A 17,393-nucleotide genomic window follows, 5' to 3' on the forward strand; every position below is an offset into this window, starting at 1 on the left:
CTAAAGTCTGCATTGTTCATTTTCACTCACAATAAAAGCGCCAACGGGGCGCTTTTATCATTAAATTGCTAAGACTCAGTGTTGATATCAGTCGTTTGTCTGATGACGCTCGATATATCGTTTCCGCTTTTTATTCTTTAGCTGAGTTAGATCAACCACAACAAGCCCATCAATACAGTCAGCAAAATCCGGGTCTACGCTGAAATCAAGGAAAGTGACACCGCCCGGTTCGCATATCTCACTGTATTGTTTATACAGCGTGGGAATGCTGGTACCCATGTGGTCGAGTAACATTTTGAGTTTTTTAAGGTCTGAGTCATAGTCATCGCCTACAAAGTGACTGGCGAGCTCGTGTTCATTATTCTTATCAAAGTGAAATGGCCGTTTGGACCTTGCTATGCCCTCGTCTGAACCAAAGTATGTCTGATAAAAAAGGATCAACAGTTCCTTAGCTGGTGCCGGTAGTGAATTGCTTATCGTGACTGGACCAAACAAATAGCGGTAGTGGGGATGTTTTGCCAGAAATGCCCCTATGCCCATCCAAAGATAATCCAGACTGCGTTTTCCCCAATATTTTGGCTGAACAAAACTCCGTCCCAACTCTAAACCCGAGTTAAGATAGGGCTGCATTCCCTCATCGAAATCGAATAACGTATTTGTGTACACATACTTCATGCCATATTGGCTGATAATCGCCTGAGTATCACAAAAGCGGTAAGCACCAACAATGTCATGTAGTTCTGGGTCCCAGAGTACAAGGTGAAAGTAGTGTTCATCGTACTTGTCTATATCACGTCTTCTCCCTGTACCTTCGCCAACGGCTCTAAACGACACCTCTCTCAACCGTCCGATCTCACGCATTACTGCGGACTCTTTATTATAAATGTGGAGATAGATCTCTTTACCGTCGGGAGTATTGCCGAGTAGCTCACTTTCCCTCAATTCATCACGAAGTGAGAGGCGAGACTCAGGGGATGCGATGGCAGATTCTGTAGGAAAGACGCCCTTTCGGTTCTTACCGATTTGGTAGAGATGTTTATAAAACAGTTTGACGCGCGCTTTGATATCAAGATTTGACGTTTTGCTGTAGCTACTATGAGGAATGGCCTCGCCGATGGTGAGCTTAATCTTATTGTCTTCCTGAGCAAACATCTCGCGAACCAACAGTAAGGTGGAGAGCGGTTTATACACCATTGATGCACCGTAAAACATGGCTGAATTACGACCATCGACATGAATAGGAAGTATCGGTGACTGGGTTTTACTGGCAATGCGTAAAAAGCCAGAATTCCATTTACCGTCCTTGACACCCGTAGGGGCAAGTCGAGACACTTCTCCTGCTGGAAAAATGATTAACGCTCCCTCTTCATTTAACCATTGGTCTATCTTGCGTAAGTTATCTTTTGGCGTTTGTCCCTGCATGTTATTAACGGGCAGAAGGCAACTCTGCATCGGACCGATTTGCATTAAGAGGTTATTGGCTATGGCCTTAACATCTGGACGAATCTCTCTTACCAGTTTGAGAAGTGCAAGGCCATCAAGACTGCCGATGGGATGATTGGCAATGATCACCACTCGTCCTGTACTGGGAATACGCTCCCGCTCCAGATCGCTCGTCATATAACTGAAATTAAAGTATTCGAGCACCTGTTCTATAAATTCAAAGCCTTTAAGATGAGGATATTGCTCGGCAAACTCCTGAAAAGCTCTCTGATTAAGTAACTTGCTTAATGTTGAGCTAACGGGTTTAGCAAGCCATGGCTTCTGTGCAATTTGCGGATAATTGGTGTCCAATACTTTGTTGATGTCGAACATTTTCTTTACCTTGTTTTCTGGCCCGATCAGGCTGCTTTATCAGCGTGTTTCTTCACTGATTGATTCGCAAGTTGTGGCGCGTTGATTAATACAGAGCACGTTTCTGTCCAGCGTAATAGCTGGATGTGTCCATCGAAGTCCTCAACCAGAGCCGTGCAGTTTTCGATCCAGTCGCCATCATTAAGATAAAGAATGTCGTCCATCATCTTTACGGCTGGGTGATGGATGTGACCACAGACAATGGCATCGACTCCCTTTTTACGGCCAAACTGAGCGACGGCATTTTCGAAGCGGGAAATTGCGATGTTTGCTGTTTTCACTTTTGATTTTATGTATGTGGCGAGCGACCAGTATGAGAACCCCATTTTGTTGCGCATTCTCGTCCACCAGCGATTAATAAATAGGAGCAGATCGTAGCCAACGTCACCCGCTATTGAAGTCAGACGACTGTGGCAGACGGCAGTATCAAATTCATCACCATGCATCGCTAAAATTTTCTTACCTGCTGCAGAGGTATGGGTGTAACGCGAGCGGACTTCGACTTTACCGAAATCAAATTTCACAAAGTTTCGGACTGAGGCATCGTGGTTACCGGGGACATACACGAGACGACAGCCATTGTGGGCTCGTTCAAGCAGGGCCGAAATGACCTGGTTATGGCTTTCAGGCCAGTAGTGGGAAGAGCTCAATGACCATAGATCAATGATATCGCCCACGAGAACAATGGTTTCGGCGTCATGATTTTTGAGGAAGTCGAGGAGATATGCAGCCTTGCAGTCTTTATTACCCAAGTGGAGATCAGAGATCCAGATTGTACGAACTGATTTGACCTTCATAGTTCTTGGTTGGTCCTTATCATTAAATGAGCAAAGTGATCGATTTGCTTTTAGATGCAATACAAACTAAACCCAAGTTGTGAATAAGGTTTGTCAGTGAAATGAATGACTGATTGCAGAAAGTTGTCTTTTTCATGACTTACAAAGAGTTTTTAGACGACGGCTCATGGTTTACCTGTTATTCTCGAGCTCTTACTCGTTTTATATTTCGTGGGAATTAAGATGGCATTGAAATATGAAGTCGTCCCTGTCACAGCCTTTCAACAAAACTGTTCGATTATCTGGTGCGACCAGACGAATGAGGGGGCAGTTGTCGATCCGGGCGGTGATGCTGACAAGCTACTGAATCGGATCGAAGAACTCGGAATCGACGTGAAGTTTATTCTTCTTACTCATGGCCATTTGGACCATGTGGGCGGGACAAAAACAATGACAGATGCACTGCAAGTGCCTATCTGGGGTCCTTCCAAGCAAGATGATTTTTGGTTACAGGGATTACCTACGCAAAGTCAGATGTTTGGTTTTCCGCATACTGATTCATTTTCACCTGATCGCTGGTTTGAAGGCGGTGAGGAGTTTATGTTGGGCCAAAGCAAGCTGTCGGTGATTCATGCACCGGGTCATACGCCGGGTCACATCGTATTTATTAGCTTTGACGATCAGCTGGCCTGGGTTGGCGATGTTCTTTTTTACGGCAGCATCGGCAGAACAGACTTTCCGCAGGGCGACCACGCGACGTTGGTGAACTCAATTCGTGAGAAACTGTTACCTTTGGGTGATGATATACACTTCATTCCAGGTCATGGCCCAGAATCAACGTTTGGTAATGAGAGGGAATTTAATCCTTATGTTGCCGATCGGATGCCAACTGCTTGAGCCTCACAATATCCTCTTCGGGTATGCTCTCTAGACCTGCTGCTGCTGCTAAATAGCGGCGGGTCAATCCAACAAAGTCCTGCAATGGTCTGTCCATGACATCTTCGCTGACGAAAACATCATACCCCAGTAAAGAACGGTTGTAGGCCATTCTGTTTGCGAGCATTGCTACGAGGCCTTTGTACTCTTTGCCAGATAATGTGTGATAAGGCTTATCATCAAATATCATGTCTTCGATCGCTGACATGTCCTTTTCATCCCGATGACGATAAGCGCTCAGTAAGAGTCCCCGCTGCTCCATGATGATCTCACTGGCAAGTCGAAAGCTGATGCTGTCAAGAAACGCATCATAGTCGTTTATGCGGATTCCCATCCACGGCAGTGTGTGGTTCCAGCCACCGGCTGCAAGTGCAGGGATACCGACTTCTCGAATATCTGACCATCTCAATAACCACCCTCCTTTTGGCGTGTGATGCTGCAGATGCATCTCTGAGAACGAGAACGTGAGGGTCGGTTGATTCAGTAGGTACACAATGTACCCAGAGAGGGAGAGGACGATCATGAAGACGATAAGGCCTGTGGCAAAAGCAATGCTCGGATTAGCAAGCAGCACCGCCGACAGTGCGATGCCGATAATACACACCGCAATCGTCGCGTTCTTCGACGCTTTTCCTTGATTATGAAATATAAGCAACGGTCTACTCATTGTTAAAATCCCTTTTTTAACATACTCCAGTGAACAAAAAGGAGATCATTTTCTTGAGTATGGCGAAATGACACTGCCTAGTGGTTCGAAAATAAAACGATATTGCGTTGTTTATCCATAAGTACCCGTTTTAGACTACAACTGTACGACAATTTTTGTTATAAAAGCCGACTTGTTTTAGACCCCGCTGCATTCAGAATACTGAAGGTAGTGCAACGGAGTAGGACGATTTAATGAAAATCTCTCACAAACGTAAAGTTCAGCTTAAGCTAAAGAAGCGTATTCAAACCACTTCTCGTGACGCGACGCTGAAGGTAAAAAAAGCCGTTTCGACAAAATCGGCGACCAAAGTGGTAACCGCTGCTAAACCTGTTGTTGAAAAAACTATTGCTCCAGCAGCATCCGATGCAGGCCTGACGCCTAAACAGCAGCAAGTGTTGGACATTGTCCGAAATAGTCCGGAAGGTATCAATCCAAAAGGAATTGGTCTCGAAGCAGGACAAGAGGACAGCAAAGCAGCGTCTTGGGCAACTGGTGCTCTCAAGAAGCTTGCAGAAGGCGGTAAAGTTGAGCGTGTACAGCTCGCTGGAAACAAAGTGATCTACAAAGCACTTTAATGATAAGCCCCTCCTGTAAAACAAAAACCAGCATTATTGCTGGTTTTTGTTTTTCTAATGCTCTGTTTGTTCAAACTTCACAAAGCTCTGAAATCTATCAACGAGCCTACTCAAAAATCGCCTTTCGTAAGCTATTCAATTTTTCACCAAAAACGCTACACCGTATTTTGCCTTTCTTTTTATCGTGTGAAATCTCAAAAATACTCTTAATTAAGACAACCTCAAAGTCTACATAAATACTAAGGTTATATGTCAGTGGCTAGGCGAGATGCCGCTATCATTATATGAGAGGCTTATGCTGCTTCAAAAATTTACGGTAAAAAAGCTGCGGCATGAAAATCACATGGCACATAGGGATTGTTAAAAAAGTAGTCATTTTGTTTAATGTTTGTTTTATATAAAAAACTTTATCCCGTTTAGCTGTCTTTTAGATCTATTTTGTCTTTGATCGAGTATAAACTTCTGGAATTTTTTATCCATTTAGGAAGACAATTCAATATATGGTAATACTGGTTGCAAATTGTTAGGTGATAGCAAGTGATTGGTCGAAAAACTCAACAAACAGAAGCGACTAGCTTCAGCTTTGACTACGCACAGTTTCTTTGTAGAGCTGAACGGTCCGAATGGAAGCTGTCAGATGTATTCAGTCACCAGATTTCGGGACTCATGCAATGGCTTAACCGTGGTGAGCCCAATGACAACATAGAGGATCCGACACCATCGATAGCTGAGGCTATATATCGAACCATATCCCCCCAGTTCAGTGATAAGGACAATTTGCTGAGGCTCATTGAAATAGCAAGAGAGAGAAGGATAAGCTGCCTCAACATTTACCTGCCATATCCACTTGATGACGTTGAAGTCGCAGACCTCGTTAAGAAGAGTAATGCTGATATACGCATGTTTCCGGGGAACACAGACACTTTGAAAGTGTGCCTCGAAGTGCCCAAACTGTAGTTGCACATTGCCGGGTCGACAGCCCCGCATTTGGAGAGAGATGATAATCTTCTCTCTCCGTTACATTTGTCTGAACTCAATGTAAAAGTGAAGAGTTCAGACCCTCAAGTACAAATACCCGCGTATCCGTTCGTGAACATGCCTCAGTAATTTTTCCACGATCTGCTTCCTCAAGCTTGCCGAAGACGATGATGGCATCTGAAGTATTGGTATCGAGCGCTTTTGAAAGCATTGTAGTTTTATTGTGTCTGGGATGTTTACGTGCAATCCTGATTCGCAACTTATCTATTCCACTATGGGCAAGTAAAAGGGCATTGAAGCTCGCAGGTGGCTCGATGATGGTGATCCATCTCTTCGGCTTTGCGTCTGTTTGAATCGTTTTAAGATACTGAATGAGCAACTGGTGTTTGTGGATAACAACAGGCTCAGAAATAAGTGGTTTTGTGAATGAACATACCGAATGCTGAGTGCGGTTCGATAATGATTTTCCTGTGTTTGCATACCAGTTAAATTCGACGTCATACGAGTCAAAACCAAATCGCTGTTGTTGGGAGAGTGCTGAATATTTCATAACATTTCCTGTTCATTCACACAGTGCTGTATGTGTATACAGTAGATTCAACGATAAGTGATTTCAAGTCCCTAAAAAATCTTTTCGCGATCTTCATCAAAAAGAGCCGTCTGCAGCCCGTTGTAAATACATGAGGATTTGAGATTTATTTCGAGGCCACTTAGCTGATATGATCTAGGGGTATTTGACGAATTAAGATAGGGCACACTTAATGGATGCTGAATTCTGGCACAGTCGCTGGGCAGAAAACCGAATTGGATTTAACCTAAATGATACACACCCCATGCTGACAAATTTTTGGCACACGCTATCGCCAAAAAGAGAGGAGAGGGTGTTTGTACCGCTTTGTGGTAAATCTGTCGATTTGACTTGGCTGTCTGCCCAACATGAAGAGGTAGTGGGAGTTGAATTGAGCGAAATCGCTACTCGGGCATACTTCTCAGAGCATCTATACACGCCAATGGTCACCAACTTATCCGCAGGACAAACCTTGTATAAGTTTGATGAGGTGTCCATTTATTGCGGAGATTACTTTTCAGCACCTGTGGGCGAGTTTTCTCTCATCTACGATCGTGCAGCGCTAATTGCAATGCCAGAAACAATGAGAGCAGCTTACGTTGAGAGACTGTTATCTGTATTAAAATCTGGCGGAAGAATATTACTGATCACTCTTAATTACCCACAGGATGAGATGGATGGTCCTCCATTCAGTGTGTCTGAGGACGAGGTGAGACAAAGATTTTCTGGGTGTGACATTACCCTCTTAAACACTGATTTTGACGCCCAAGCGCCAAAAAATCGCGAGATCAGCAATTTCTCAGAACAAGCATGGTTAATAATTAAGCGGTGACCTGTTTACTGATGATTCACGCTAGAATATTGAAATTTTTATAAAAAAGGCCGTCTACTAAGACGGCCTTTTTTATATCATGCGAGATAATAGGGCAGATTAAAATTTTACGTTCGCAGTAACACCCACTGCATCGCCATTAAAATATGGCATTACGTAAGTACCCGTCGCTGAATAACCTAATTCAGTCACTGCGTATTGAATACCCGTTGCAATCGCTGCACCTGCTGCAACGTCGCGCCAGTAGTGACGTTTTGCTTGAACTCGTGAATATCCAACCAGTGCCGTTAATGCGTAAGCGGGAACACCGTACTCCCAGCCATAGCGGAATTGAAGATAAGCAGCGCCTTGTGCAGCGGCTGAGGTATGACCGGATGGGAATGAGTTGTTAGAGCTGCCGTCTGGGCGTGGAGCATCTACCACAGCTTTAAGGGTATGAGTCGCTGCTGCAGTGTAAAGTGCACCTTCTGCGAGTTGAAAGAAACCTTCCGTATCGTCTTTCATCAGTGAGATGATTCCTGCACCAACTGGTACCGCGATCTGAGTGATGTCTCCAGTTCGGGTCAGGGAGTCACTTTTTGCATGAGCCATAGGAGTGATTACCATACTTGCAGCCAATGCTGATGCGACGACGTAGTTTTTCATTGTGTTTCCTCAACAGAAGTTGACCCCTATTGGAGTCATTCATGTTCAAAGTGGAATTCTATTAAAATTAGCCTGCTTAATAAGTGTTTCTCATACTCATCAAGCGCGTTGTGGTGTGCACTATACCTCGTAAAAATACATATTTCGACACTAAAAAAATTATTTAGATGCGTATCTAATTTTTAAAAGAACATTGTTTTTTATCGTTGATGAATGGAAATTTAAATGTATTCCAAGTAAATATTATTTTAACTCACTGTTAGATATGATTATTTTCTATTATGGTTAGAATTTGTACACCTTCTTATTAGTGAATAAATATATATTTTTTTAAGTGGAAAAAATATTTTAAATAAATTTATATTCATTACCTTCCGTCAAATAAATGACGGTGCATTTCACTAAAAAGTGTATTCTGTTAATAGTTTGTTAGTTTATATTTTGGATAAAATTTTAAATATTAGTTGGGCAATAATACTCTTCAGACGTAAACAGACGATCCTAGATGTTGTTTTAGGTGACAACGGATAGGCTGGTGTAAGTGGGATGGATAAGCGTCCACTTGGAATTGGCACACAAAAAGGGGGTGGCTTGAGCGCGGTGATATGAATGTGATAGATGTTAGCGATTTCTACTGATCGATAGAATTCGATGCGTCGCCAAAACACTCAAGTGCGAGGAGGATTGATGTGGTTTTGATGAAATCAAAAGCTCATATGCAGGCTTTGAGATATTGGAGTATCACTGCTGCGCCCATAAGTCAGGCGCAGCGGTTGAAATGATTTACAGAGAGAGATAAGACAGGGGGATGTCAGGGTTAATCGCTTCTAAGCTTGATTGCGTGCAAGCCAGATGATTCATCAGACTATCACCACTTTCTACAAGTGCAGCCTCTTCAATACTATCGAGTTTTTCACCCGCCATCGTCATGTTGATAATGGCAACCTGAAGAGGCGGAAGGCTAGGGTTAAATGCGGCATTCTCAGCGTAAAATCCCTGATAAATCTTTCCTGAGCGCGTTTTTATCGCGATACCACTCAGGTTTCTCGTGTAAGGAGCATGGCTCCGATTGGCTGCTTCAATAGCCGATATCAAAAGTGGTTCGGTGACCTCGTGAGTTAATCCATGGTCAACGGGGGTCATCAGGCCATCTTTAACGTCAAGATCCGCTGGACCAAAGTCCTCAGGCAGATAAAAATGCAGCGGCTTTTCACTTCGCCCTGGTAACTGAATTTTTAGGTTCTTTGCTGTGTTCAGCTCATTCATGAACTGACGACAGTGGCCGCATGGGCTTTCATTGACTGTGATATCAATAATACCCTCTTCGCCTTTAACCCATGCATGGCTGATTGACGATTGCTCTGCATGAATAGTTTGGCCAAGCTGAACACCTGGTATTTCAAAATTAGCGCCAAAATACAGTGTGCCAGAAAGACCACGTGCAATAGCACCAACATAAAATTTAGAAAGAGGACAAACAGAGTAAGCAGCAGCGATAGGCAAGAGAGCAACACGTAGCTCATTATCAGAGAGGCCACTGAGTGTTAGCAATGAAGAGAAAGTATCTGCACTTATAGTTGCATCGAAATCAGGTCGGACAACAATGTCTTCTACTGCCTGTTTTAGTGATTCAGGCAGTACCGCAATTGCTTGTTTAATGCTGGCTCGCATATCCATTCCGGTATTTGTTATATGGGAGATCATTCTAGCCGCATGTTTGGCTGAAAATAAACAACTAAAATCACATTTAATATGTAATAGATATGTTTATCTTTCAAATTGAAGTGATCTCTCATGAATTCGATTACATGTTAACCGTTTCACATTGGGGTGGTTGTTAACCAAGTGAATAGTGCAAAAAATAACGGCGACAGGACAGATGTAATGATTCCGCACAGTACCAAAGCCAGAGAACTCATCGCGCCCTCTTTGTAATCGGACTCTGCCGCCTTTGCAGTCCCTATGGCATGAGAGACGGCACCAATAGCTAAACCTCGTGCCAGTGGCGACTTTATTTTCAACCAGTTGAAGATAGGATAGGCAAACATCGCACCTAACAAGCCAGCAACAATAACCAACGCCGACGTGATAGAGGCGACGCCTCCAATGTGTTCCGAAACGCTCAACGCGAATGGTGTCGATATAGATTTAGGTAGCACACTGGCCATGATCACCAAGTTGTCACTGATAAATAAAGCGAGTCCTGCACCAATTGCCATTGATAAAACACTCGCTGTCATACAGGCAAGGAAAATTACTTTCCAATATCGGCGTATCGTGGGCAACTGTTCATACACAGGATAGGCCATCGCCACAATTGCCGGTCCAAGGAGTGCATGAAGCACTTCATTCTGCTCAAAATAAACCGCATAACTGGTGTCTGTAAGGCTGAGACCTGTCATGAGAACGGCCAGGGCAATGAATATAGGATTGCACAGGGGATGTTTGACCCGTAAGGCGATAGTACGCGCGATAAAATACACCGCGATGGTTGATAGTAGCCACATAATTAATCCTTCGCCTTTCTGTCAATCACAATAGCGACAACCACAAGTACAAGAATGGTACTGATCACGGTAGAGCCGATAAGCGAGAAAAAGTGCGTTTTGAAGGTTTCGAAATGATTAATGAGTCCCATAGAGGCAGGGATGAAAAAGAGAGGCATAATGCCGATGAGAGCAGTACAACCGCTTCGCACCAGCCGGGCAGGGATGATGCCGCTGCTTAACATTAGGAGCAGTAATAACATGCCAACGATACTGCTAGGAATAGGAAGAGAAAGAGCAACAGAAAGTGCGTTACCTACAAAATAGAACGCAGCAATGATGAGAAAACCAGCAATCTTGTCCACGTGTTAAACCCGATTACGAAAAGGCCATTATTTTAGATATAAATAATGGCCTTTCATAGAAAAATCAGATCAAGATCATCAAATTGTATGCAGAGTGTAGAGCAGGAAGCCAAAGACACCGAGACAGATAAGCAACGCACTTGCTTTTCCTAAGATATGGCTCGATTCTTTTTGTTCTTCAACCACCGGTGGCGATAAGGCCAAATCAACAGCCTCAGCCTGTTCGTCAGATACCGCTGCTGGGGGATGACTTTTTTGGTAGGTGCGCTGTGGCAGCGACACTCGGTATCCAAAATCTCCGACCATATCCAGCGGCAACACCTTCTCACCATCACGATATGATTTGCCCAACAGAGAGCACAATGTATTCTGATGCTGAGAATACGAAGAATCAGATAACGTTGTTGAAGCAAACAGCACCCTCGATGATATTACCTCACCTGCGTGGTGGCACAGCATTTCCAATAAACGGCATTCTTCATAGCTCAGAGTAGTAACACTACTATCGCTCCAAATTAGCGACCGACTTTCTGGTTCAAAGACGACGCCGGAGAAGCGGTAGCAACGGCTGTTTACTTTTGTGGTCATCTGCTTTTCCAATCTCAAGTGCGTTTATTAAAAGTGTGGACGCAATTCACAAAAATTCAAATGCACAGAATGAGAAATTTATGAACTTTCTACACCTTAAGACACGGAAAAGTGGACAGTTTTTCAGGCAACCTAACTGACTAAAGACTCAACATAATGATAAACCGACTTCAGAATCGCAAGCTTGTGACTATCGTCTTGATACCTTTCTGCTAGTTCCTCAAGATTCGTCATCATCGCGGGTAAATTTTCTTCAAAATAATCCCGACGATGGTGATGCCATTTTTGTTGCTCGTCATCAGAGAGTGTCCAAGGGAAATTTCTCGCACGATACCTAAACAGAAGAGGTGCAATGCGTTTATCTGACACATTAAGCTCAAAGCCGGCAAGGTTCTCTGGTGACGTCTCGCGAATAATTTCCATGGTGGATTTATCAGCCGTAGAAAAGAAACTGTCATAAAGAAGTGTGTCTACATTTCCAGACGACTCATAACGATTAGCCTCCGTATAGAGGGCTAAAAGTTTTTCCCGAATCTCTGGGTGAGCCTGAATTTTTTTGAGATTGTCCAGACAGCGTTGACGATCAATATTGAGCCGGGCAGCATCTTCCGGGCGCAGTGTCTTCGCCTCCGCCAGTACTGGGCACTTATTGATATGAATGAGTTTTATCGGTACGGGAAGCTCATCAGGGCCCAGTTCAGATCTCTTAGTGTAAAGGCGTTTTCTCAGCGTCTCTGAGTCTAAATCAATCAGTGGTGAAGGGTCACAAGCCAAATCAATCGCAATGACTGCATTTTTATTGTCTGGGTGCCAAGCAGCGGGAACCACCCAACTGGTGTTTCCTCGGTCTACACCAAACATGCCAGAGACATGGACGAGAGGTTTCATTGAGACAACATCTATCAGCGGCGTCAGTTTGTTTTTATGTCGATGTTGATATAAATAATCAAACAACCTTGGCTGAGCTTTTTTCATCAGCTTTGCCATCTCAATAGTGGCAACAACATCAGCCATCGCATCGTGGGCATTGCTGTGTTCAATACCATTGGCTACTGACAGGTTTTCAAGCTTAAAGCTGTTCCGTCCCTCATCGTCTACTGGCCAGTTTATGCCATCTGGCCGCAAGGCAAAACAGGCGCGCATTGCATCAAGCAAGTCCCAGCGGGAATTGCCATTTTGCCAACTCCACCTGTAAGGATCGAAAAAGTTTCTATAAAGAGTGTAACGGGTAACTTCATCGTCAAAACGTATGTTGTTGTAACCGACAGCGCACGTTCCAGGAACGGAAAATTGCTCATGAATTTTAGCAATAAACTCTGGCTCTGGCAGGCCGCGAGATACGGCTGTTTGCGGCGTAATACCTGTGATTAGGCAGGCCTCAGGTTGCGGGAGGTAATCATTGGGAGGCTGACAATAAATCACCAGTGGCTCACCAATAATATTAAAATCCTGATCCGTTCGGACACCCGCAAACTGACAGGGTCTGTCTAGCGCCGGACTGGTTCCGAAAGTTTCATAATCGAAAAAGAAGAATGTTGGCTGTTCTGAGTTTGTCATGGGTCGAAAAAAATAACCTATGAAAGAGGAATAACCTCTTATAAATTAATGGCTTGCCATATGTAATGATGTCATTCCATAAAGCAACGGAATTGATAAAGCATGGTCACACATCAACGCTTTTGTTCTTTTGCCGACGTGGTGTGTCCAGAAAATTTGGGATTTAGGTTATCAGTGTAACCGATAAAGCAGTATCTGCCATCAAAATCAGATAGCTACGTTAAATACTCTCAACTCAAAGACGAAAATCACTCTAATATCCGGGGATATCTGGTGTTAAGCCCTTCTGTGGGGAAGATAGCTTTAAGATATTCGCATCTCACAATACCTGCGATTTAATGCCGAGCGTTCCGGCGGCACATGGTGGTTTTATCGGTATCAGGATGGCAAACAACACAGCTACCGGATCGGTACATGCCCCGCAATACAGGCCAAGGATGTGATGACGTTAGTAAGCGCAACCACGGTTAACATTGCCAAAGGGAAGTGGTGAGTTGCAACAAATTCAACATGGTAGATGAGCTGATCACTTGGCATGTTAAGTGGGAGTCCGCCAGAGGAAAGTCCAGTTGTTCACGTTGTAATAATACGGAATACGGGGACTGACATATTGCCTTAGGTGATGAGGGGGAGTATGTATTCACAGTTTCACTGAGAAATAACCAACCGCTGTATGGTTCGCTGGCGATTGATTGGGTGAAGTCTGTATCGGGTAAAGCATGGTCAGCCCATGACCTTAGAAAACGGGCGAGGTCGATTTGGTAGAACATTGGTGTTGATTACATTGTCTGTGAGTTGCTACTGAACCACGCTAGAGACAAACTCGATCAAGCCTATATTCATAGCCATATGGAGTTAAGGAAGAAAAAAGCGCTTGAAGCCTATCATTTGTGGTTAAAATCCTGCTGCGCAACCTGTTTTGAACCTGTCTCGATAGATCGCTAATCCCTCATATTTTCCATTAAATTCAGAACCTTATATGGGATCTTGGATAAATCCAAGCAAATGAACTTAATCTATGAAAAATAACCCGAATACCGCACCCATAGCCCCCAGATTGTCAGAAATCGCCCGAGAGGTACCACAACAGGTTAACCGGGTAAGGCTCAGCAAAACGCAACTGAGGGTGCTTGAATCGATAAAAAGGGGTGAGACTGTCACCCCTTATGAGATAGCTAACCGCTGTGAGATCTCCACGTCCTTTGCCAGTACATTACTCAAACGGTTATTTGAGAAAACCTATCTGGTCAGGCGCTCGGAGTCGTCTCGCTTTGGTGGGCTGACTTATCTTTATTGCTTGGGGTGATTGCTCTCCTTGAATCTAAAACGACCTCTATGTATCGAACAACTTCACTGGGTGGGGTAATAACGGTGCCCCATACAATGCACTCTGCTATCGCCAAGATTGCTGATGAAGTTTTCAATAAATTTTGCACTTTACGTATCCTCGTTTGTGGTGACTTATTTAATAGAACGCGGCTATTAAGGAAAACCCACCCGCATACCGTGCCCAAACTGCGGTTGTCCTGTGTTTTTTTGTAATTTTTTTCTGACATTTTGCGCTGACTAAATACTTTCCAAAAATTTCCTGCACACAAACATATAGGTTAGAGTTTAAGCTCTACATGTTTGGAGTTGAGTAAATATGAGTTGGAAAGATTTCTTTTTCTGGTTGGTTACATGGCTATTGACGATTGCATCTACAGCAATCATTGCTGCTTCAATTGCTGTAGCTTCTGAACGATTATTCAGTGGTTTGATAGAAGAGGTCTTCATGTATGCAGCAATACCTCTATCAATACTAAGTGCAGTTTTCATTCAACCAAGGCTTAAAAAAATGTTTGGTTATCAAACAGGTTTGGATAAATAGATGAGCGTTTAGAAACGATGAGCCAACGACAAGACAAAGTGAAAGCCTCTTTACTTTTTTTCATCATCACTTTTTTTTTCTACCTTGGTACCACTATTAATGACCCAAAGGTTGGTCTTGTGAAGTTACTGCTGGATTCAGTTCAGATCTTATCCGGTATTGCGACAGTCACTGCATGCTTTGTCGCATATAGCTCTTATCAGAAATGGATACATCAGATTACAAAACCACAGAGCTATCAAAGAGATATTGAAGTTGTTGAGAACTTGGATGAGATTCATTACAAATGCTATATGTTCTCTGATATGTATGGATTTATGATCGAAAACATTATTCATCAATATCACTGTGCTATTGAAGATGAAGATGAAGATGAAGATGAAGTATATGCATCGTTCGATAAAGCAGAATTAGAAAAAGAATGGCAAGAGACTCAAAAGAAGAGGAGAGCATTAATCGATTTTAGTTTGGCTGCAGACTTCATTTCAGGCGTCAGCACAAAATCAGTTCATAGTTTCGGTAAACCAAAAGATACTCCTGAAGTTCTAATCGAATATAAGGAGGCATTAAATTGTTATCTCAAGACCGCTCACACTATCTGTGTGCCGCAACTTGCAACCACATATCGCCAATTTTATTATCGATTTGATGCGCAGAGGGATATTGAAATTGGTGACTTAGCAATCAATGGGAAGGCGTTCCAAAACCTTCACGCAGCATATGATAGAGTCAAAGACTACTATCGTATGAAGTGGTCAATTGAGTAAATTCATTAACCGATATTCATTTCATCTATTGCAACCAATCCCTTATTGTCTTATCGTAAAAAAGCACTGGCAAAATCCGGTGCCGGGGTTGGTCTCCCGCAAACAACAGGCGTATATACGCCAGCTTTCTGCTGGTTTTTTTGTACGTAGCATCCGCACATCTCAATGGTGGGCTGGGTGAGAGCGCTTCGGCGCGCCGCACCTGTTGGCGGTAAGACCAATCTCACTCAGCTCGCCACCAGTGGTTGGTCTCACTGTTGGCGAGAAATCGCAAGAATCAACAGGAGGCTATTATGCCGAACATGTCTATTCTCAATTGCACTATCAGAACAATTGGAAGCCTTTTCTCTTTGAATGATCTCCATAAAGCCAGCGGAGGTAGTTCAAGCCACAAACCTGCCAACTTTATCCGGTTGGATACCACACAAGAATTAATTGATGAAATTGGTCGATGCTCAGATCTGAGCAACGCCTATGAAGCAAACAGAGGCGGAAAGAATCAGGGCACTTGGGTATGTAGAGAACTGGTTTATGCCTATGCCATGTGAATTAGCGCCAAGTTTCACCTGCAAGTCATTCGGGCATTCGATAGCCTGCAAAACACTCCCAAAACACCAACCATCGCCCAGCCTCCACGCATGAGAATGTTAGTGTCGATAGAGTAAGGGCAAGTGGTTAGCACCCAAGTTGTCTCCCCTGAATGTTTCGTGGTTGAGCCAAACAATATTTACCAAGTGTTAAAAGAACCCGACTTTTTCAACGTCGATGACTACCGCCGCATTATTCAAGTCGCAACCGGAAAGCTGTCAGAACTTACCGGAATGGCTAGCCAGCGTTGAGGGTAGGGTATTGGGAAAGGGTAGCGGTGCTGCCCTTGTTCGTTTTGGCGTCAAAATAAAATTCACATTGAAGCTGACTACAATGATTTGGTATTTGGCAACTATGGTATAATCGAAAATAAATTCATTTTAGATGATAAATTTAAATTGTAGGTGACTCTAACATGCATTATTTAAATCTGGCTTTTTTTTTATTAATTTATTCCTCAAGTTGTTTTTCTGATACCTTTGTTGAGTTAAAACAAGAACAGATTATAAAAGATTTGAGCTGTAACCAACATTCTGACAAGCCTTATTGCTTTTTGAACTCAAAACTATTCAAAGAAAATGGATTCATGATTCTCAATTGGCAGTTAAATTTAGACCAAGTGATGAATGAAAAAGTTGATATTGAAGAAGTAATTTATGGAGTTTCAGTGCGACTCTTAGCCACGTTTAGTCGTGAGGGAAAAGAATATTATAAACTAGAAGAGGATGATTTAAAGTACTTGGTCAGAAATCAGAATAAAAATATCAACACTATGATTGGCACATTATCAAAATATAAAGGTGATATTTATGTTGGTTTTACAAAGGTAGGTTTTAAGTCTCCGCGCAGTATAACATATAAGATTATTAAAAATCCTAAAGGGATTAATAGCCCTGATGACTTAGTATTATCGAGTTGTCATAAACTTAAATTAGATGTGGATTTTTCGAAACTAAGCGACGAGATAATAAATTCAGTTTGCTACTTTGGAGTACAAGAAAAAGTTTGGAACTAAGTGAACTTTGACCTTATTACAACACCATCTGATTGAGTCTATGCTGTTTGAGTTAAGTGGCGTAGGAAAACTCATCGAAGAGCCCGGCTACTTCAACGCCAAGGATTACCGCCGCATTATCGAAGTCGCAACCGGAAAGCTCTCAGAACTCGCCGCAGTGGCTAGCCAGCGTCGAGGGCAGGGTACTAAAAAGGGCAGCGGTGCTGCCCTTCTTTCTGGTTTCGGTTTTTCTTCAGAGTGAGCTAAAGCCAAGGCTGACGATAAATGGTTAATCATCATATGAA

22 protein-coding genes are annotated in these 17,393 nt (G+C 43.1%); 11 read left to right on the forward strand and 11 right to left on the reverse strand.

Translation table 11 applies throughout. The annotated features are described in order from the left end of the window. Nucleotides 1-87: 87 nt before the first annotated feature. Both olsF and A8L45_RS16930 read right to left on the reverse strand, forming a co-directional pair. The gene (olsF, locus tag A8L45_RS16925) at nt 88-1,815 is read right to left on the reverse strand and encodes a bifunctional ornithine lipid synthase OlsF (RefSeq protein ID WP_068904425.1); all 1,728 of its coding nucleotides are present in this window, start codon (nt 1,813-1,815) and stop codon (nt 88-90) included. Nucleotides 1,816-1,841: 26 nt separating this feature from the next. Continuing rightward, the gene (locus tag A8L45_RS16930; protein WP_068904427.1) at nt 1,842-2,651 is read right to left on the reverse strand and encodes a UDP-2,3-diacylglucosamine diphosphatase; all 810 of its coding nucleotides are present in this window, start codon (nt 2,649-2,651) and stop codon (nt 1,842-1,844) included. A 222-nt stretch (nt 2,652-2,873) separates the two neighbouring features. Between A8L45_RS16930 and A8L45_RS16935 the strand changes: the two genes are divergently transcribed. Further along, nucleotides 2,874-3,527, forward strand: a complete 654-nt coding sequence (locus A8L45_RS16935) for an MBL fold metallo-hydrolase (RefSeq protein WP_068904429.1) — start codon at nt 2,874-2,876, stop codon at nt 3,525-3,527. Here A8L45_RS16935 and A8L45_RS16940 read toward each other — a convergent pair. Continuing rightward, nucleotides 3,490-4,233, reverse strand: a complete 744-nt coding sequence (locus A8L45_RS16940; protein ID WP_068904431.1) for a DUF2982 domain-containing protein — start codon at nt 4,231-4,233, stop codon at nt 3,490-3,492. The genes A8L45_RS16935 and A8L45_RS16940 overlap by 38 nt on opposite strands. Before the next feature lie 233 nt (nt 4,234-4,466). On the opposite strand from A8L45_RS16940, the gene A8L45_RS16945 reads away from it, so the two are divergent. Both A8L45_RS16945 and A8L45_RS16950 read left to right on the forward strand, forming a co-directional pair. Beyond that, a complete protein-coding gene (locus A8L45_RS16945) occupies nt 4,467-4,850 on the forward strand; it encodes a MarR family transcriptional regulator (RefSeq protein WP_068904433.1) in 384 nt (127 codons plus the stop codon). A gap of 537 nt (nt 4,851-5,387) precedes the next feature. Further along, entirely contained in the window at nt 5,388-5,807 is a 420-nt protein-coding gene (locus tag A8L45_RS16950; protein WP_068904435.1) for a hypothetical protein, read from the forward strand. 76 nt (nt 5,808-5,883) lie between these two features. Here the strand turns inward: A8L45_RS16950 and A8L45_RS16955 are convergent, their stop codons facing one another. Beyond that, the gene (locus A8L45_RS16955; protein WP_068904437.1) at nt 5,884-6,378 is read right to left on the reverse strand and encodes a hypothetical protein; all 495 of its coding nucleotides are present in this window, start codon (nt 6,376-6,378) and stop codon (nt 5,884-5,886) included. A 211-nt stretch (nt 6,379-6,589) separates the two neighbouring features. Here A8L45_RS16955 and A8L45_RS16960 point away from each other — a divergent pair, with 211 nt between their 5' ends. Beyond that, on the forward strand, nt 6,590-7,228 hold the full coding sequence (locus tag A8L45_RS16960; protein ID WP_068904439.1) for a thiopurine S-methyltransferase: 639 nt from the start codon (nt 6,590-6,592) through the stop codon (nt 7,226-7,228). Between the two features lie 99 nt (nt 7,229-7,327). Here A8L45_RS16960 and A8L45_RS16965 read toward each other — a convergent pair whose 3' ends face one another. The 7 genes from A8L45_RS16965 to A8L45_RS24640 all read right to left on the reverse strand — a co-directional run bounded on the left by A8L45_RS16965 (nt 7,328) and on the right by A8L45_RS24640 (nt 13,406). After that, complete coding sequence (locus tag A8L45_RS16965) at nt 7,328-7,873, reverse strand: phosphatase PAP2 family protein (RefSeq protein ID WP_068904441.1); 546 nt, start codon at nt 7,871-7,873, stop codon at nt 7,328-7,330. Nucleotides 7,874-8,656: 783 nt separating this feature from the next. Continuing rightward, the gene (gene cdd / locus A8L45_RS16970; RefSeq protein ID WP_068904444.1) at nt 8,657-9,544 is read right to left on the reverse strand and encodes a cytidine deaminase; all 888 of its coding nucleotides are present in this window, start codon (nt 9,542-9,544) and stop codon (nt 8,657-8,659) included. Between the two features lie 149 nt (nt 9,545-9,693). After that, entirely contained in the window at nt 9,694-10,380 is a 687-nt protein-coding gene (locus A8L45_RS16975) for an LrgB family protein (RefSeq protein ID WP_068904446.1), read from the reverse strand. Between the two features lie 2 nt (nt 10,381-10,382). Then, complete coding sequence (locus tag A8L45_RS16980) at nt 10,383-10,724, reverse strand: CidA/LrgA family protein (RefSeq protein WP_068904449.1); 342 nt, start codon at nt 10,722-10,724, stop codon at nt 10,383-10,385. Between the two features lie 78 nt (nt 10,725-10,802). After that, nucleotides 10,803-11,312: a winged helix-turn-helix domain-containing protein gene (locus A8L45_RS16985; RefSeq protein ID WP_245680753.1), complete on the reverse strand. Its 510-nt coding sequence runs from the start codon at nt 11,310-11,312 to the stop codon at nt 10,803-10,805. 132 nt (nt 11,313-11,444) lie between these two features. Continuing rightward, complete coding sequence (gene sbcB, locus A8L45_RS16990; RefSeq protein WP_068904453.1) at nt 11,445-12,869, reverse strand: exodeoxyribonuclease I; 1,425 nt, start codon at nt 12,867-12,869, stop codon at nt 11,445-11,447. 399 nt (nt 12,870-13,268) lie between these two features. Then, nucleotides 13,269-13,406, reverse strand: a complete 138-nt coding sequence (locus A8L45_RS24640; protein ID WP_175402009.1) for a hypothetical protein — start codon at nt 13,404-13,406, stop codon at nt 13,269-13,271. Between the two features lie 481 nt (nt 13,407-13,887). Here A8L45_RS24640 and A8L45_RS16995 point away from each other — a divergent pair, with 481 nt between their 5' ends. The 7 genes from A8L45_RS16995 to A8L45_RS17020 all read left to right on the forward strand — a co-directional run bounded on the left by A8L45_RS16995 (nt 13,888) and on the right by A8L45_RS17020 (nt 17,350). After that, complete coding sequence (locus tag A8L45_RS16995; protein WP_068904455.1) at nt 13,888-14,175, forward strand: MarR family transcriptional regulator; 288 nt, start codon at nt 13,888-13,890, stop codon at nt 14,173-14,175. A gap of 339 nt (nt 14,176-14,514) precedes the next feature. Then, entirely contained in the window at nt 14,515-14,739 is a 225-nt protein-coding gene (locus A8L45_RS17000) for a hypothetical protein (protein WP_068904457.1), read from the forward strand. Nucleotides 14,740-14,756: 17 nt separating this feature from the next. Beyond that, on the forward strand, nt 14,757-15,506 hold the full coding sequence (locus A8L45_RS17005; RefSeq protein ID WP_068904460.1) for a hypothetical protein: 750 nt from the start codon (nt 14,757-14,759) through the stop codon (nt 15,504-15,506). A gap of 293 nt (nt 15,507-15,799) precedes the next feature. Further along, nucleotides 15,800-16,054, forward strand: coding sequence for a KilA-N domain-containing protein (locus A8L45_RS17010; RefSeq protein ID WP_068904463.1), 255 nt, complete (start codon nt 15,800-15,802; stop codon nt 16,052-16,054). A gap of 123 nt (nt 16,055-16,177) precedes the next feature. Further along, nucleotides 16,178-16,345 carry a hypothetical protein gene (locus A8L45_RS24645; RefSeq protein ID WP_175402010.1) on the forward strand — a complete coding sequence of 56 codons (168 nt, stop codon included), beginning with the start codon at nt 16,178-16,180 and terminating at the stop codon, nt 16,343-16,345. 164 nt (nt 16,346-16,509) lie between these two features. Beyond that, a complete protein-coding gene (locus A8L45_RS17015) occupies nt 16,510-17,109 on the forward strand; it encodes a hypothetical protein (RefSeq protein ID WP_068904465.1) in 600 nt (199 codons plus the stop codon). Nucleotides 17,110-17,116: 7 nt separating this feature from the next. Next, nucleotides 17,117-17,350 (forward strand): hypothetical protein, encoded by a 234-nt coding sequence (locus A8L45_RS17020; RefSeq protein WP_139122407.1) that lies wholly within the window; start codon nt 17,117-17,119, stop codon nt 17,348-17,350. Nucleotides 17,351-17,393 lie beyond the last annotated feature (43 nt).

Origin of the sequence: Veronia pacifica, from assembly GCF_001707825.1 — a bacterium.
GTDB lineage: Bacteria > Pseudomonadota > Gammaproteobacteria > Enterobacterales > Vibrionaceae > Veronia > Veronia pacifica.

Coding starts and splice junctions, on each gene's coding strand:
- A8L45_RS16975 (WP_068904446.1), bottom strand. CDS start 10,380: ATGTGGCTACTATCAACCATCGCGGTGTATTTTATCGCGCGTACTATC.
- A8L45_RS16955 (WP_068904437.1), bottom strand. CDS start 6,378: ATGAAATATTCAGCACTCTCCCAACAACAGCGATTTGGTTTTGACTCG.
- A8L45_RS16960 (WP_068904439.1), top strand. CDS start 6,590: ATGGATGCTGAATTCTGGCACAGTCGCTGGGCAGAAAACCGAATTGGA.
- A8L45_RS16985 (WP_245680753.1), bottom strand. CDS start 11,312: ATGACCACAAAAGTAAACAGCCGTTGCTACCGCTTCTCCGGCGTCGTC.
- olsF (WP_068904425.1), bottom strand. CDS start 1,815: ATGTTCGACATCAACAAAGTATTGGACACCAATTATCCGCAAATTGCA.
- A8L45_RS16945 (WP_068904433.1), top strand. CDS start 4,467: ATGAAAATCTCTCACAAACGTAAAGTTCAGCTTAAGCTAAAGAAGCGT.
- A8L45_RS17015 (WP_068904465.1), top strand. CDS start 16,510: ATGCATTATTTAAATCTGGCTTTTTTTTTATTAATTTATTCCTCAAGT.
- A8L45_RS17010 (WP_068904463.1), top strand. CDS start 15,800: ATGCCGAACATGTCTATTCTCAATTGCACTATCAGAACAATTGGAAGC.
- A8L45_RS17000 (WP_068904457.1), top strand. CDS start 14,515: ATGAGTTGGAAAGATTTCTTTTTCTGGTTGGTTACATGGCTATTGACG.
- A8L45_RS24640 (WP_175402009.1), bottom strand. CDS start 13,406: ATGCCAAGTGATCAGCTCATCTACCATGTTGAATTTGTTGCAACTCAC.
- A8L45_RS16935 (WP_068904429.1), top strand. CDS start 2,874: ATGGCATTGAAATATGAAGTCGTCCCTGTCACAGCCTTTCAACAAAAC.
- cdd (WP_068904444.1), bottom strand. CDS start 9,544: ATGCGAGCCAGCATTAAACAAGCAATTGCGGTACTGCCTGAATCACTA.
- A8L45_RS16965 (WP_068904441.1), bottom strand. CDS start 7,873: ATGAAAAACTACGTCGTCGCATCAGCATTGGCTGCAAGTATGGTAATC.
- A8L45_RS16930 (WP_068904427.1), bottom strand. CDS start 2,651: ATGAAGGTCAAATCAGTTCGTACAATCTGGATCTCTGATCTCCACTTG.
- A8L45_RS16940 (WP_068904431.1), bottom strand. CDS start 4,233: ATGAGTAGACCGTTGCTTATATTTCATAATCAAGGAAAAGCGTCGAAG.
- A8L45_RS17005 (WP_068904460.1), top strand. CDS start 14,757: ATGAGCCAACGACAAGACAAAGTGAAAGCCTCTTTACTTTTTTTCATC.
- A8L45_RS16995 (WP_068904455.1), top strand. CDS start 13,888: ATGAAAAATAACCCGAATACCGCACCCATAGCCCCCAGATTGTCAGAA.
- sbcB (WP_068904453.1), bottom strand. CDS start 12,869: ATGACAAACTCAGAACAGCCAACATTCTTCTTTTTCGATTATGAAACT.